The 15,308-nt window shown below is 59.5% G+C and carries 13 protein-coding genes and 5 pseudogenes; 5 read left to right on the forward strand and 13 right to left on the reverse strand.

Annotation, left to right across the window (positions count from 1 at the left end; all coding sequences use genetic code 11):
- Positions 1-146: 146 nt before the first annotated feature.
- The 11 genes from D7S89_RS17705 to gspG form a co-directional block, all read right to left on the reverse strand.
- Positions 147-551, reverse strand: a complete 405-nt coding sequence (locus tag D7S89_RS17705; protein ID WP_245983014.1) for a type II secretion system protein — start codon at positions 549-551, stop codon at positions 147-149.
- A 134-nt stretch (positions 552-685) separates the two neighbouring features.
- Positions 686-1,105: a type II secretion system protein gene (locus D7S89_RS17710; protein WP_121279326.1), complete on the reverse strand. Its 420-nt coding sequence runs from the start codon at positions 1,103-1,105 to the stop codon at positions 686-688.
- Complete coding sequence (locus D7S89_RS17715; protein ID WP_121279328.1) at positions 1,080-1,589, reverse strand: type II secretion system protein; 510 nt, start codon at positions 1,587-1,589, stop codon at positions 1,080-1,082. Before D7S89_RS17715 ends, D7S89_RS17710 begins: the two co-directional genes overlap by 26 nt.
- A gap of 2 nt (positions 1,590-1,591) precedes the next feature.
- Positions 1,592-4,093, reverse strand: a complete 2,502-nt coding sequence (locus tag D7S89_RS17720) for a secretin N-terminal domain-containing protein (RefSeq protein ID WP_245983016.1) — start codon at positions 4,091-4,093, stop codon at positions 1,592-1,594.
- Between the two features lie 26 nt (positions 4,094-4,119).
- Entirely contained in the window at positions 4,120-4,635 is a 516-nt protein-coding gene (locus D7S89_RS17725; RefSeq protein ID WP_121279332.1) for a hypothetical protein, read from the reverse strand.
- Complete coding sequence (locus D7S89_RS17730; RefSeq protein WP_245983018.1) at positions 4,632-5,057, reverse strand: hypothetical protein; 426 nt, start codon at positions 5,055-5,057, stop codon at positions 4,632-4,634. The genes D7S89_RS17725 and D7S89_RS17730 overlap by 4 nt, the downstream gene beginning before the upstream one ends.
- A 170-nt stretch (positions 5,058-5,227) precedes the next feature.
- The gene (locus tag D7S89_RS17735; protein ID WP_121279336.1) at positions 5,228-5,779 is read right to left on the reverse strand and encodes a PilN domain-containing protein; all 552 of its coding nucleotides are present in this window, start codon (positions 5,777-5,779) and stop codon (positions 5,228-5,230) included.
- Positions 5,776-6,501, reverse strand: coding sequence for a hypothetical protein (locus D7S89_RS17740; RefSeq protein ID WP_147426701.1), 726 nt, complete (start codon positions 6,499-6,501; stop codon positions 5,776-5,778). Before D7S89_RS17740 ends, D7S89_RS17735 begins: the two co-directional genes overlap by 4 nt.
- Positions 6,502-6,631: 130 nt before the next feature.
- Complete coding sequence (locus tag D7S89_RS17745; RefSeq protein ID WP_121279340.1) at positions 6,632-8,320, reverse strand: GspE/PulE family protein; 1,689 nt, start codon at positions 8,318-8,320, stop codon at positions 6,632-6,634.
- Positions 8,317-9,504: a type II secretion system F family protein gene (locus D7S89_RS17750; protein WP_121279342.1), complete on the reverse strand. Its 1,188-nt coding sequence runs from the start codon at positions 9,502-9,504 to the stop codon at positions 8,317-8,319. Before D7S89_RS17750 ends, D7S89_RS17745 begins: the two co-directional genes overlap by 4 nt.
- A gap of 64 nt (positions 9,505-9,568) precedes the next feature.
- A complete protein-coding gene (gene gspG, locus D7S89_RS17755; protein ID WP_121279344.1) occupies positions 9,569-10,033 on the reverse strand; it encodes a type II secretion system major pseudopilin GspG in 465 nt (154 codons plus the stop codon).
- A gap of 335 nt (positions 10,034-10,368) precedes the next feature.
- On the opposite strand from gspG, the pseudogene D7S89_RS17760 reads away from it, so the two are divergent.
- Both D7S89_RS17760 and istB read left to right on the forward strand, forming a co-directional pair.
- A pseudogene (locus tag D7S89_RS17760) lies at positions 10,369-10,983 on the forward strand (Mu transposase domain-containing protein); the annotation flags it as partial.
- A pseudogene (gene istB / locus D7S89_RS17765) lies at positions 10,980-11,747 on the forward strand (IS21-like element helper ATPase IstB). The pseudogenes D7S89_RS17760 and istB, both read left to right, overlap by 4 nt.
- 92 nt (positions 11,748-11,839) lie before the next feature.
- Here the strand turns inward: istB and nfrB are convergent.
- A pseudogene (nfrB, locus tag D7S89_RS17770) lies at positions 11,840-12,184 on the reverse strand (glycosyl transferase family protein); the annotation flags it as partial.
- Between the two features lie 413 nt (positions 12,185-12,597).
- On the opposite strand from nfrB, the gene D7S89_RS17775 reads away from it, so the two are divergent.
- Positions 12,598-13,035 carry a hypothetical protein gene (locus D7S89_RS17775; protein WP_121279346.1) on the forward strand — a complete coding sequence of 146 codons (438 nt, stop codon included), beginning with the start codon at positions 12,598-12,600 and terminating at the stop codon, positions 13,033-13,035.
- A gap of 434 nt (positions 13,036-13,469) precedes the next feature.
- Positions 13,470-13,580: pseudogene (locus D7S89_RS27930) on the forward strand (MerR family transcriptional regulator); the annotation flags it as partial.
- A 178-nt stretch (positions 13,581-13,758) separates the two neighbouring features.
- Here D7S89_RS27930 and D7S89_RS17785 read toward each other — a convergent pair.
- On the reverse strand, positions 13,759-14,193 hold the full coding sequence (locus tag D7S89_RS17785; RefSeq protein ID WP_121279348.1) for a transposase: 435 nt from the start codon (positions 14,191-14,193) through the stop codon (positions 13,759-13,761).
- Positions 14,194-14,698: 505 nt separating this feature from the next.
- On the opposite strand from D7S89_RS17785, the pseudogene D7S89_RS17790 reads away from it, so the two are divergent.
- Positions 14,699-15,190: pseudogene (locus D7S89_RS17790) on the forward strand (IS30 family transposase); the annotation flags it as partial.
- Positions 15,191-15,308 lie beyond the last annotated feature (118 nt).

Below are 15,308 nucleotides of genomic sequence, written 5' to 3' on the forward strand. Positions count from 1 at the left end.
CTCACAAACTCCCAGAAAACCCATCAGATCAATATCGATTCTGGGAGTTCGCTAAATCATGATTTCCCTCCAATGCCTTGACGCGCTTGCTTCCGCCCCCTTATGCAGGGCCGACTAAATAGGGTTCAATAACCTAAGGCAAAAATCTACTTGGCAACACTTGGCGAATAGCTCATCGATCCGCCAATCACCCGAGCGACGCCGGGTACGCGAGCCATAAACACCCAGTCCTCGTAGCTTTTCTTACCGTCGAACCCTTGGAACTCCTGCGGAAAATTGGCAATCTGGATCGGCTGTTTTTCCGATGCACTATGTATCCCTACGATCGTCTGCCCATCTGGCGACATGACAAGAACCCAATCCGCTTTCCCAGTTATAGGATCTACATAAATCTTGCGCAGATGCCGCACCGCGTTCGGGTAGCGCGAATCACGCAACAGATCATCGAGAGTGCGAGGCTGCGTCGCTTGGAGAACAGGCGTCGCCTGCGCATAGCTGATCAATGCCCGCTGAAATTCGCCTCCAATAAAGAGAAGTTCCTTTTCAGCCATGCGCCGTTGGTAAATCGCGCCCAGCTCAGCGGCTCCCGCAGCCGCTACGCCAATGATGGCAATAGAAATCACTAGAGCGAGGTATGCATACCCTACCTGCGCCTTGAATCGGCCACGTTTGCACCTACGCATGCCTATAAATCTCCGTACGACTTCCCTTCGCGGTCTTTACCCGGCGCACCACTCTTGATGTCATAAACGTTGCCCTCAGCCTGCTCGTCCGGAGGCACGATGTGCCAAGTCTTCGCACTATCCGTGACCGGGTCGAATGGCAGGGCCCGTAGATAACGCCTATCTACCAGTTCCTGCAACGACTCGGGATACCTGCCCACATCGCCGTAGAACTTGTCGATGGCATCACGCGTTACACGCAGGTTCTCAGCAAGCACCTTCTCCTTCGACGCATCGATCGAATGGAAGTATTCGGGCAATGTGAGCGTCAACATCAGTGCGATGATCGCCAATACGATCAATAGCTCGATCAAGGTGAAACCTGCTTTTGTACTTCGACCGCCTTTCACTGGATGATCACCATTGTCGATAAGGAACGCCATTCAAGCCAATACCCTTAGACGTCGAATAGACGTCATACACGTCGTCGCCTTCATGCGGATCGTCCGGCTCGCTCGCATAGCTGCGCTTACCCCATGTGGCGGCGGCATCAAGTTGCGCATCGTTGTTCATCGGATCGCGCGGGATCCGGCGCAGGAAATACAACTTTCGCTGTTTCGGATCTGTTTGATCAGGCACGCCGTCGACGAGCACTTCGAGGGTGGAGGGGTATCCGCTGGCTCCCAGCTCCATCGCCACATGTCCTGCTTTGCTGGCCGTCTGATAGGCGTCGATCGCCCCACGTATCTCATGCAACGCCCGCCGCAGTTCCTGTTCGCGCTCGCGCTGCCGCATGACCTGTGCTGCGGGGACCACCAGGGTCGCAAGCACGCCGAGGATGGCGAGCGTGACGAGCAGTTCGATCAGCGTAAAGCCGCGTGCCCCGCTACCGCGCAGGCCATCACCTTTGACGGATGCCCAGCGCATCGTTAATGCACCGAAACGTTATAGGAAGAGGTCGGCGCCAACGCGACGGGCCGCCCCCCAATGCCCGTCGCTTGCCCCGAATTCATCTGGATCGCAGTCTGCGGCGCGCTCGAGATCGCTCGGAAGCTCAACACCGCGAACTCGCCCTTCGACGACGAACCGACGCCTCCGGTAACCGAATCGGCCAGAATCACCTTACCGCTGGGATCAATCCCACTGGAAAATCGCGTCGGCGCACCACCGTGCCTCAGGAAGTCTCCTTCAACAGCATCGATGAACTGTAGTTTGCTCCTGTCATAGCTGACGATTGCCGACATGCTCGCGATCGGCTCGCGCGCTTGCGCGGCCAATGTCAGCGTGACCGTATCGCCCACCTTGACCTGTTGTGGGCCCTCGATCGTCATCTTTGCAGTTGTCCCATTTGCATTCCCAGGGCTACTGGCGGCGCTGAGCGGCTCGACGCGCGCGACCGGGACACTCGCCGATTCCGCTCCAGGGGCCCCTCCTTTTTGCACCGCCTTCGGCTCTTGGCTTGAAGCAGGAGCCGAGGTCGGAACAGGCAACACCTGTACCGGCGTCGCCGCTGCCGCTACGTTCGGTGAGGGCGAAGACGCCGGTGCCACAACACCCGATGCACCTCCAAGTCCGTTCGAGTGGATCAAGCTTTGCATGCCCATTTCCGTCCCGGACGAAAAATACGCCAATGCGGAATCAGGCCGCCGGATGTTGCGGACCAGGTGAGGCGTAATCGCGAGGACAATCTCAGTGTTCTTGTCGTCGTCCGTGTTAGCCCCGAACAATCGCCCCAGAACCGGCACCTGGCCAAATCCCGGAACTTTATTACCGGACGTACGCTCCTCGCTGTCGATCAATCCAGCGAGCACGTCCGTTTCCCCGTTCTTCAATTGAAGTACCGTGCTAGCCGTGCGCGTGCCGATCTCATAGGCGGTAGTGCCCGATGACTCTGTTATCTGATTGAGCAAGCTGCTGACCTCCAACGAAACCTTGATGCCAACGGTGTCGTCGAGATGAATCGTGGGCTGCACTTCGAGGGTTAGGCCGACGTCGAGGTAGTTGATCGACTGGGAAACGAAGCCGGTCGAAGTCGCCGTCGAAGTGATGTTGGGCACGCGCTCACCGATCAGGATTTTCGCCTTCTCATGATTGCGCACACGAATGCGCGGGTTGGTCAGCAGTTTGGCATGCGACTCCTGCAAGTTCGCACTCGCCGTCGCCTGCAACGTCGACACACCGAGGGAGCGCGATGTTTGGTGCAGCAAGTCGCTCAAAGATAGAGCAGGAGAACCTGCGGTCGACGATGAGCCGAAACTGCCGAACCCAGAACTCGCGGAACCCACCGCACTTCCGAGCGGTAGCGGGGTAACGGTTACGGACCCAGGCCACGCGATGCCGAGATTTTGCAAGCTATCGCGCTGCACCTCGAGTACCTCAACCTCGAGCATGACCTCCGGCTCCGGAACGTCTTCGAGTTGGACGAGTTTTTCGGCCATCTTGATGACGTCCGGCGTATCGCGCACGATCACCATATTGAGCGTCTCGTCGAAGACGATGTCGCGCACGTTCAGAATCGTCTTGAGCGTGTTGACGACCGTCTTCGCTTCAGCGTTCGAGAGAAAGAACGTCCGCACGGCCAGCTCCTGATACTCCTTCTGCTTGGCCGGCGTGTTCGGATAGATCAGCACCGTGTTCTCGTCCACAACCTGTTGCCCAAGTTCGTTCGTCGCGAGCAGATAGCGCACCGCGGCTTCGATCGTGCTGTTTCTGAGGTAAATCGATACGTGCTGGTCCGTCCTTACATCCTTGTCGAACGTGAAATTGAGCCCCGCCGTTCGAGATATGACGTCGAACACTTGCTTCAAGGTAGCGTCGCCGAAGTCGATCTGAATCGGTTTTTCATAGGTGCGCGTCAGCGTCGCCTCGACATTCGGCACGCCACCGGCGGCACCAAGCTTGCGTTGCAACGCAAGCGCGCGGGAATCTCCGGGCGCCTCGGTCAGCACTTCCTCTAGCGACCGCCGAGCACCATCGATATCGTTCTTCTGGGCTGCCGCCTCTGCTCGCTCTATAAGAGCGTCTCGACGCGCAGCCCTCTCGAGCCCCGCCAAGCCCTCCAACGCGCGCTCGTTCTGGGGAGCCACGGCCAGAGCCGCTTGATAGCTCTTTCGTGCGCTAGCGGGCGCCCCACTCGCAGCCAACCGGTCACCCTCCTCATCGTAGCGTGCGACGGCGCTTTCGCGTACCGCGAGCCACGTCTGGCGATAGCGGGCATCCTGAGGATCGCGCGTAACGGCTTCGCTCAATTTTGCGAGGCCTGCATCGATCTTGCCCTCGGCCACCAAACTCTGCCCGTCGCGATATGCGAGCTGTGCCGCGCAGCCGACCAACAGCACCGGTAATACCAGCAAAAGCGAAAGACGTGCGTAGTCGAGCGCAGCGCCGCGGACCGCTCGGAATTTGCATTGCACTGCGGATAGTTTGCGCAAGTTCGTTTCCTTCGTTCGCATCTTTCTCAGTTGGCACTTCCGATATCCAACGTCTGGACGACGTTCTGGGGTAGATACACCAACGATAGTGTTGGTGGGTTGATGGATTCGACGCGATACGTCGAATCCATCACTGTCTTCTCGTGCACGATGAGGGTCTCGTCTCCACGCGCGAGGTAGACCTCCCAGGCACCGTCCGCCGCCTTCTTTCCGATGTAGGTGAAAGGCATGACGGGGATCGGCGGCAAAGGCGGCACCTCGGCCTGGGGCGGAGCCACGTAGGGCAGAGGCGGAGCTACGGCTTGCCCGCTAAATAAATCGCGATGCCCGCCGCTCGGAGAACTGAACAGTTCTTTTCTCGAACGCAGCGCGGCAATACTGACGAGAGGCGCAAACGCCTCGCTCGCCCCCCCTTCCGTCGCGGCCAAATGTCGACGAGGTGCAGCTTCGACTAACTCATCACCCGAATATCTTTTTGAGAACACTAGCGACACGGCACATGAGACGAAAGCCAGCGCCAGTGCAATATGACGGCGCTTCATTGCTTCGCCTCGGAGGTGGCGACGCGTGCTGGTCCTTGCGCATCAGGGCGAAGAAACATCGTGAAACGTAACTCGGCCTTGACACCCGGCTCGCTTACCGAACTGCGCTTGAACCGGATATTGTCGAGTGCCGCATAGGGCATTGCCAGCAAAACGCTTTCACAGAAGCGCCGAATGCTGGGATAGCCGCCTTTCACAGGCAGCGCGATCGAATAGGTATCGAAGCGACCGACGGCATCACGAGCCGGCATGTATTCGGCCTTGTCCAATGTCACGCCCGCATCCGACGCGGCCTGGAACAGGCCCGCTACGATCAGCTCCGTGTGACCGGCATCGTCCAGCCTCGTGTAAAACGTCGCCAGCCGCTCGGCAGCCAGCGCTTGAGGAGCAACCGTTCGCGCTGGGAACGGCGCCGAACGCATTTGCGCAACCACGTGCGCCTCGCGATCGACGCGCGCCGAGACGGCCGGTATCAGCGCGAGCCACATCGATATGCCTGACGCGGAAAGCGTCGCAGCCAAAATCGCGCCCCCGCCAACTCGGCCAAAGAACAAACGAAGCCGCAGCACGGCTCGCCCAAGCGACTCGACCGTCAAGACCCGGCCCTCCGCCACTGGGCTTGAATCTGGAAGCGTATGACATCGGTGAAACCGTCGTGAATTCGTTCGTGCTTTATCAAATACACGCGTGAAATGCTAGGTTGCTGTTCGAGCGCCTTGATATAGCCGATCATCCCCTCCGCACTGACGCTCTGCGCTTCGATCTTCAGCTGCGCGCTGCTTGACTCCGGCGTAACCGACAACAACGACACCTGCTCAGGCGTCGCAACTTCGAGCGTGTCGAGGATGTAGGACCAAGGCAAGTTCAGTCGTGCCACCGCCGCGTTGACAGCCTCGCCCTGCTTCGCGTCGATCGGCGCACTCGTGACCGGCGTCGAGCGCAGACCAACACGGGCTGCGTTTACCGCAAGGTGCTCGGCCTCGCGATCGAGCGAGTCGAGGTGAAGGAAGAGCTTGTGGACGCGAACACCAGCAAGCGCACACAACAGCAGCGCTGCCAATGCAAGCCATCGTGCAGCTGGATGCGCTCGATGCAATTCCCGCTGCACGCTGAATGGCGCGAAATCGATGCTCAGGCGCCTCATGTCGTCGCCCCGTTCTGTACGAAGTTCGCCGGCGCGGGCACACCGTCGCTCGAATGCCCGGACTCACCGATATCCGCTACACACGCGCGCGCGACGATGCTCTGTGCGGGCGATGCGGATCTCGACTGTAGCGCGACACTCGATTGGCCGTGGATATGCAGCAGCGCAGGTGGGGGCACGTTCTCGAGCAAAGCTGCACGAGCGACTTCATCACACAGCGTATCTGTCGACCCATAGGTATCCTGAAGAACCAGCGTGCGTACTGCCACAAGCCGGGGCTGTACCGATCCGGCGATCACGCCCAACGTCAACGTGCCGCCACTCAGCGTTGCCAGCCATGCGTCGGAGGAGATATCTCGCCGCAGGTCGTTCCATGCGGCAGCGAAAGCCGGCGTCACCGAGATGAGTCGCCCGCGTTCGGCGGTTGCAGCCGCGCGGAGTGCGTCGAGAACGCGTTGCGGGACGGCACAAGCAAGAAAAGGTAAGTCGGCCTGCCAGTCGGCAACAACCTGCCATGGCACAACCGATTCTCCATAAAGCGTCTGAAAACGCATGTCCGCCGCACCTCGCAGGTCCTGCATGCGCAGGTTGTTGGCAGGCGGCGTAACCATGAAGTAGCGGACGATCTCGTCGCTTAAAGTCGCATGAAGGGGTAGTCCGCGGCCGACTGCCGCGAGCACGGCCGAAATCGACTGATCCAGTAAACCTGGCGTTGCGTCCAAACAATCCTGTATCGATCGCTCCACGGTTTGCCCGACACCCTCTCCCGTAGCGTCTACACGCGTTGCGCGAACCGACGCACGCCCGAGATCGACGCGGCAATATGCGCGCCTCATCATTCTCGTCAGCCGCTCAAGCATTGAGGGTCACCCGTTTTACTTCGCTCAGCGTCGTCTCGCCACACTTCACCATCGTCAGCGCGACCTCGCGCAATTGGCGCGTACCGTTTTTTCGCGCCACTTCCTTGATACGGCGGATCGGCTGCTTTTCCACCACCATGTCGCGAATCTCGTCGTCGAGAATCAAGATCTCCGCAATCGCGCGTCTTCCTCTATACCCCGTGCCGCGGCAATCACCGCAGCCCGCCCCCTGCCGGAAGTCGAAATCGGCAACGTCGACGCGCGCGAGCCCGAGTCGACCGAGTTCGAGCTCGCTAGGAAGATACGGTGCGGCACAATGCTTGCAATTGACGCGCAGTAACCGCTGAGCCCAAATGCCGTTCAGTGCCGATACGAACGCATACGGGTCAATGCCCATATGATTGAAGCGGCCGAACACGTCAAAAACATTGTTGGCATGCACGGTGGTTAGCACGAGGTGCCCCGTCAATGCCGATTGAACCGCGATCTCCGCAGTTTCACGATCACGAATCTCGCCGACCATGATCTTGTCCGGGTCGTGTCGCAAGATAGACCGAAGGCCACGTGCGAAGGTGAGCCCCTTCTTTTCGTTGACGGGGATCTGCAAGATACCGGGTAGCTGGTACTCCACTGGGTCCTCGATCGTGATGATCTTGTCCCGCCCGTTGTGAATCTCCGTCAAAGCGGCGTAGAGCGTGGTCGTCTTGCCGGAGCCAGTGGGCCCGGTCACGAGCAGCATGCCGTACGGCTCTTCCGCCAAGCGCCGGAGCGCCGCCAGCGACTGGCCGTCATAGCCGAGTGCTTCGAGCGTCAGGGCACCATACGCCTCGATCATCACGCGCTTGTCGAGAATGCGGATCACCGCGTCCTCACCGTGTATGCTCGGCATTATCGAGACGCGCAAGTCGATATCGCGCCCGCCCGCCGCCACTCGAAAGCTACCGTCTTGCGGAACGCGGCGCTCCGCGATATCGAGTTCGGCGAGCACCTTCAGTCGTGATATCACCTGCTCGGCGATTTCAACGCCTTGGATCGTAGCCGCCGCATCGAGCACACCATCCACGCGATATTTCAGAGCCAGCCCGCTCACCGTACTTTCGAGGTGAACGTCCGAGGCGCCCGCCCTGAGCGCGTCGTAGAGCGTTGAATTCACAAGCTTGACTGCGGGACTAGCCGCCTCGCTGACCGTCTCGAACGACAGCACCTGCGCCGTTCGCCCCTCACCATGCGCTTCGTCTGCTGACGTGACGACGCTATCCACCGCACGCGCGGACTCCTCCATGCGCGTGTGATACGCCTGGAGATCCGACACCAGCGCGAGCCGCACCTCAATCGCCGAGGTCGCCTGAGTGGCAAGCCAAGTGCGAAGATCGAGATCGAACGGATCGGTCGCCACACCGATCACTCGTCCGCTGGGGTCGCGCAATAGCGCGCACCGTCGCTGCATGGCGCGTGCGAGCGATACGCGATCGAATGCCGGCTGTAGCCCCAACATTTCGGGTGTCTCGATGACATGCATTGCGAGCAGTTGCGCCAGCGCCCGCAAAAGCTCGCGCGGTTCCGCACCGGTCAGCGCCTCCAACTCGGCGAACACATGACGTTGCGATGCCGTTGCGGCGGCACGCGCCTGGGATAGCAAGGCCGCGTCAAGCACGAGAGGCGTCGTCGCTTGCGTCTTCACGACAGGGCTTCCGCAAGGTCGAAAATCGGCAGATAGAGCAGTACGACGATCGCACCGACAACCAGGCCAATCACCGACATCAACAGTGGCTCGAAAAGCCTGGTAAAGCGGTCGATCCAACGACTGATCTCGCCGTCGTAAAAGGCAGCCGATTGAGCGAGCATGCTGCCGAGTTCTCCCGAGCGCTCTCCGACGCGGAGCATACGTAGCGAGATCGGCGTCGTAAGACCTTCGTCGTCGAATGCGCCTGACAAGGTCCCGCCAGTCTGCACCGCGACGCGAGCCCGAGCGAGCCGCTCCTTCAACGCAGGGGAAGTCGTCCCGCTGGCCGTCGCCATCGCGGTAACAATAGGGATCCCGCCTTCCAGCAACATGCCAAGCGTAAGATAAAGCCGCGATAGTTCGTAGATGCGCAAATGCTCGCCGAGTAGAGGAAACCGCGCCAACAGGCTGACGAGGCCCACTTTGGAAATTGCCGTGCGTAAAGCGAGGCCGCCACTCGTCAGGCAGAAGAGAGCGGCTGCAAAAAGCAGTAGGCCGTGCGCCGCAGCGAACTTCCCCCAATCGAGGAGTGCTTGAGACATCCAGGGCAGCGAGCGGCCCGTGTCTTCATAGATGGTCGCAAAGTGCGGAACAACATAAGCGACCAGAAAGGAGGTCACGCCGCCGCCCGCGACGAGCAAAATGCTGGGGTAGATCGCCGCGCTGATCAGTTTGTTGCGCACCACATCCACGCGCGATTGATAGTCCACGTAGCGCTGGAGCGAACGCGGCAAATCGCTCGTGCCCTCAGCGGCGCGGATGATGCCAACATAAAGCGGCGGAAACACATCCGGCTGCTCGCCAAGAAGATTGGACAAGCGCTTGCCCTCTCTGAGTCCCGTCAATAGCCGCTCCAGTACGCTGCGCAACCGGGCACCTCGCTCCCGCTCGAGCAACGCTTCCATCCCTTCGACGAGGGAAAGGCCTGCCGTCAACAACGCAAGTAGTTCCTGACTGAAGAGCACGAGCGAAAAGCGGCCGCGCGACGCGACGGGCCGTCGCAGATTGCGGCGCGGCGTAATCCGCGTGGGATGCAACCCGAGCGCTTCGGCTTGGCGACGTGCGTGGTCTTCGTCCGAGGCGTCGATCAAGATCGCAACGATCCTGTTCTCGGAGGAAAGCGCTCTTACTTCGAATTGCATATCGCCGCGCTATCCATTGCCGTGCCCATCCGGGGGAAAGCGCATCGATATCAGCGCCGCACCGTCATTCGCTGCTGATGTCGGCATCTTCCCCGGTCCCCCCAGGCTGGCCGTCACGACCATACGAAATCACGGCGTAGTCGCCTTTGGTGCCGGGAATCTTGTAGACGTATGGGTGCCCCCACGGATCGAGCGGCACGTCCTTCTTTAGGTACGGGCCGTCCCACTTGTCCACACCCGCCGGTTTGACGACGAGTGCGGTAAGTCCCTCTTGGGCTGTCGGATAACGACCGACATCAAGCCGGAAATTGTCGAGCGCCTTGGTGAGCACATCGATCTGCGCTCGCGCGATCGTGCCTTGCGATTTTCCGAGTTGTGCAAAGTAGCGTGGCCCTACGATCGCAGCCAGCATGCCGATGATGACCAGCACGACGAGCAACTCGAGAAGCGTGAATCCCCGCTGCTTTCCGCATCGCGCCCGTCTGTTACGCAATACGTTGCGCAACTGGCCGTGCCTACTAACCCGCATTCCCCGATCCTTCCTTGGATTTATCGTTGGAGCCGCATCGAGGGTGCGCTATTAAGAGGCACCCGCATCGTCGAACTCGCCTTACTATTGCATAATTAATGGGGCTCGGACCCCTTATAGGCGTAATGGTAAAGCAAATCTGTTCGCATGTGGCAACTGAGCCGTTGCGCCCCAGGGCTTTCGCACGAAGGACCCGATGAATAAAGGGTCTGGAAGGTGAGCAAGCGGTTGTAAGCCGTTAACGGCTCAGGTTTACTCTTGGATTTGGACCGAGCGAAGCCGCCGATCATGCAAGCCTTTGAGGACCTATACGATTCCCGTTTCCGCAAGTGTCGCTACGCTCGCCGGCAATGCAACCGCTACCCGCACAGTTCTATGAGCTGGCGCGCTTCAAGACGGTGACGGTCCACATCGACTATCACGTCGAGATTAACAAACATCGCTACAGCGTGCCGCACGCGCTGGTCGGTCTAAAGCTCGATGCGCGCATCACGGCGGGCACCGTCGAACTATTGCATCGCGGCCGTCGTGTTGCCAGTCACGCTCGCAGTGACCGCGCAGGCGGCTATACGACCGTCGTCGAGCATATGCCGGTAGCACACCGCGCGCACCTTGAATGGACGCCGCAGCGGCTCATTCATGGGGGGCAGCAGATCGGTGCTGCAACCGGCGTGCTGGTCACCTGGCTGCTACAGGAGCAACGTCAGCCCGAACACGGCTATCGCGCGTGCCTCGGATTGCTCTCGCTCTCTCGTCGATACGGTCGTGAGCGCCTCGAAGCCGCGTGTGCGCTCGCACTGGAACTGGGTGTGCATCGCTACTGCCATGTTCGCGACATCCTGATCAATAACCGCGACCGCGCCGCAGCGGCAACGCCTGCCGACTGGATCAGCCCAAGCCACGCGCATGTACGCGGCTCCAGCACTACCAATAAGGAGAACCGGCCATGATGATGCAACAGACACTGACCCAACTACGCGCCCTGAAGCTCGACGGCTTTGCGGACGGACTCCAAGAACAATTGACGTAGCCTGGTGCGGCCAGCCGGAGCTTCGAGGAGCGGCTATCGCTGCTGGTCGACCGGGAAGCCAGTTGGCGTGATGATCGGCGCCGTACACGACTGCTCAAGCAAGCGCGCTTGAAGTATCCGCAGGCGGCCATTGAAGATCTCGACACCCGCTCCGGCCGGGGCGTGGACCCGCGCTCACTTACGAGCCTCGCCCTCGGCGATTGGGTCGAAGCAGGCTACAGCCTCTTGATCAGCGGCCCAACCAGCGCTGGTAAATCGTGGCTTGCCTGCGCGCTCGCGCAATACGCCTGCCGTCGCGGCCACTCGGCGTTGTATCTGTGCGTACCGCACCTGAGTGAAGAGTTGCGCATCCTGCACGGCAACGGCGGCTTTACCAAATGGTTGCTGCAAGTCGCCCGCGTTGATGTGCTCCTGCTCGACGATTGGGGAATGGCTCCCCTTGATGCGACGGTTCGAAACGACCTACTCGAAATGATCGACGATCGCGCCGCAGGCAAGGCGACCATTCTCACAAGCCAACTACCAATCGAACACTGGCATGGCTGGATTGGCGACGAGACCATTGCCGATGCGATGCTTGATCGCCTTATGTAGCGTCATCACCGGATCACGCTTACCGGTGAATCGCTCAGAAAAGCGGCCCTCAAACCCAACGTTCCGGAGCCCGAACTCGACCAAAACTGACAAGGAAATCTACAATCAACACCGCGCAACGCCCCAACCCGCCGAATCGGTCACATTCCCGAAATCGGCGGTCACGTTTGCCGAAATACGCAGATGGCCTGCCACGACAGCAGCAACTCGCCCAAACGCTGGCGCTGCTGGGTAAGCTGATCGGTGGACGCGAAGTCGTGCATTGTCTTGTCCCAGACGAGCCGCTTGCCCGTGACGAGATGCACGATGAACAGGCGCCACGCGCGCGCGGCGGCCATCGCGTTGATGAAATTGCCGACGATCATGCGCGGCACCGCGTGCTCCCAGCCGTACATGTGCCAGACGAAGTAGCTGCGCTGAAGGATGCGCAGCGCGAGTGCGAACGAGTTCAGGCCCATCAGCGTGGCGATCCAACCGTTCGGCGAAAAAAACGACGGATAGTAGATCGTCCACCAGCCCATGCGTTCGTCGGCTTCCGGGGAAGCCATGCGAATGGGGGCGGCCGGGTTCATGGGCAGTTCACGGCAATGTTTGCTCAATTATCCGTGGCGGCGGTTGCCTCAAAACCCCGAGGTGAAGGGTAAAGGCCACCCATTTCCGTTTATTGCCCAAGCCGCACATGCGGAGTTCGATGGCGCTAGCGAGCAGCGCTCCTAACTCTGCTAGGGGCGAGAGGGTCAGAGGTGCAGGGGACGTCGCCCTGATAGTTCCCCCTTGGTATCAAACAGTATTCGACCCTTATATAATGAACGGGCATTCCGCGACCGGGGGTGGGACGTTCGAAGACTGCCTGCGGTACCGATGCAGAAATCATCGCGATAGCTCAAGGACGTCGCGGCCATGCGGGGTGCGTTGCGTCATAAATCCAAATAGGACCTACATGAAGACCAATCTGAAATCCCTTTCGTTGGCAATGGGCACGACTATCGCCATGCTGATGGCAAGCTCGGCGATGGCTCAGGTGTACCCGATGGGGAACAATTCCTACAACAGCCAAGGCATGACGCCGGGGGGGATGCCGGTCAACACCGTCATTAATATCGTCCCCGCCAGTTCCAATACGCACGGCATAATCGTTCAAAATTGCAGCGAGACGGTGTGGGGCAGCACTTGGGGCGCCAATACGCTCGTTATTGCGTCCCCCACCCAGCCGACTCCACTAGCGACCGGAAACATCGTTCTCTTCTCCGTCCTCGTGCCGCCGATTACGGTTGCAACACTTCCGCATCCGGTGTACGTACCGGCCGGTAATGGACTGTGGGCTTATACAAGCGGCACCGGTGGTTCCATCTATTGCAATTACGATTTCTCGAACTGAACATCGTTTCGGGTACGGCATGCCCCGCAACTCTGCGGGGCATGCAAAAACTCAAGGACACTCCAGCGGTTCCAGACTCATCAGAGATTGACCAGCGACACCCCGATCAATTCAGCACATCATAATTACAAAAAACAGACCCATTCAAATTCGTGTAAGCCAAAACCCCATTCCCGGCAGGAACCAGAATCGGATATTTTCTGTCATTAAATGACCACGACGGAGTCAAGACGGAAAAAAGATGATGTTCCCCGTTTGAAACGGAGTCGGCGTGGACGGCGCTGCTACGATAATTGTATTTGAGCCGGCGGTGGAGCCAAATACCGTCACAGCGCAGGTTCGCAAGTAAACTCCGTGAACATTCGTGCTCGGAGAAACAATTTGAACCATCGAATTTGGGGTTGTTGCGCAAAGTAAAAATGAGCCGGAGGACCCCTAGCCGCGTGGCGTCTTACCCCGGCGCACCGGGTTACGAAGCCGTCGCGACATGCCTGGCATCGCCTGAGGTACGTGAGCGGATCGGGAGACGCACCGAACCGGCCTGATCGAGCGCTACAGCTAACACAGCGTTACGAAGGCGCCACACGTTGCAGTTCCGCCAAGCTAAAGGTGGTCGGCCGCCCCTCTATTGGCTTCTCAGAGGGACGTCGATGACTCGCACGTGACAGCGCCGGAGCCAGAATTCAGGCTCTTCCACACTTTGTGTGAAACTTGCGCTGCGCGTCAGCACCGATTCAACACGCGAGTGCGAAGCAGCTGAAAGCCGGCCCTGCCATTCATTTGACGCTTGAGGAACTTGAGCCGATTCACATGCCCTTCGACAATGCCGTTGCTGTAGGGCGTTAGCAATGCAGCGTGTACTGCGTCGTAGTCGTGGCTGATGCCTGTCGCAAACCGCAGCATTTCCGGGACACCGCTAGCCTGGGCCTGACGTAGCCAGCTTGCCAACGCGTTGTGCGCGCGGTGCTTTACGATGTCGACGAACTCGACCGACAGCCGTCGGATCGTTGCGATCTGCGGATTTCGCTCGGCTAGCTGCTGAACAAGGCGCTCGACATGCCGCTTATCGCCATCGGTCAACGCTGCCATGGCTCGGCCAAGTAGCCAGGAGCATGCGCGGCGAGTGGAAGGTATGGCTCGCGGCACCACGGCACGCATCTGTTGAACCGGCGGAGAGGTTTGGCGCCAAGCATGAACAGCCTGGCGCACGATGCCGGAGCCGCCCCTGAATCTTTGTGCTGCGATTTCCGAATGCAACGCTGCCGCGTTTTGGCAGCCCTCGCGTCAGCGCGCGGCAAGATAAGCCCGAAAGGGATCCAGCTTGCTGCTTGCTGGTGGCCGTTGCGCCCGTTCGGGAAACCCACCGGCACTGATCCAATGCCGTAGCGCGTGCAATCGCGCGTATTGCCATTCCGCTTCGATGATGGTGCATGACCGCTTCATAGCAAGCGAGCCGCGCTTCGCGCCGCTGAGCTTGCTGCTGTTTCGCTCGTGACGTTGTTGGCACGCAGGGCAAATTCGATGTGATCGTCGCTATTGCGGGAGGAATGTCCTCGTTATCAAGCGAGCGTGCGACCTCGCGGATATCTCGCTGGCAACGGCTCAAGGTGTGCTCAATGGTGTCGCCGAGATTCTTCAACAGATGCCATCTGTCGGCCACTTGCGACCACCTGAAGCAGCCGACCGTGCGGTACCTGGTCATTGGGAAGGAGATCTCGTCAGTGGCGCCAACAATACTCATGTCGCCACTTTGGTCGAGCGGCGCGCGAGGTTCGCCATCCTCGTCAAGGTAAAGGGAAAGGACACGGTGAGCGTTGTGGCGGGCCTGAAGCGTGAGGTTAAGCGGCAGCCGCAGCATCTACGCAAGTCGCTCACCTGGGACCGTGGCATGGAGCTGGCGAACCACAAAGACTTCACGATCTCCACGGATGTGAAGATCTACTTCTGCGACCCGCGAAGTCCTTGGCAACGCGGTACCAACGAAAACACGAACCGACTTCTGCGTCAGTACTTGCCTCACGGTACGCAACTTGATCAATACTCGCAGGCGGAGCTGAACAAAATCGCAGCACGGCTCAATGAAAGGCCCAGAAAGACATTGGGCTTCATGTCTCCGGCCGATAAGCTACGTGAGGCTGTTGCAGCGACTCATTGAACCTACCGACCGGTTATTTGATGATGAGTCGCTATCCTCAAATAGTGTGTTGCTGCCGTTCAACAAGTTCGATCTGCGCACAGGCCGCGAAACTCGCCGCTTTTCCGCCAATTCGCAT

The sequence above is a fragment of the Trinickia fusca genome (genome assembly GCF_003628145.1).
Lineage (GTDB): Bacteria > Pseudomonadota > Gammaproteobacteria > Burkholderiales > Burkholderiaceae > Trinickia > Trinickia fusca.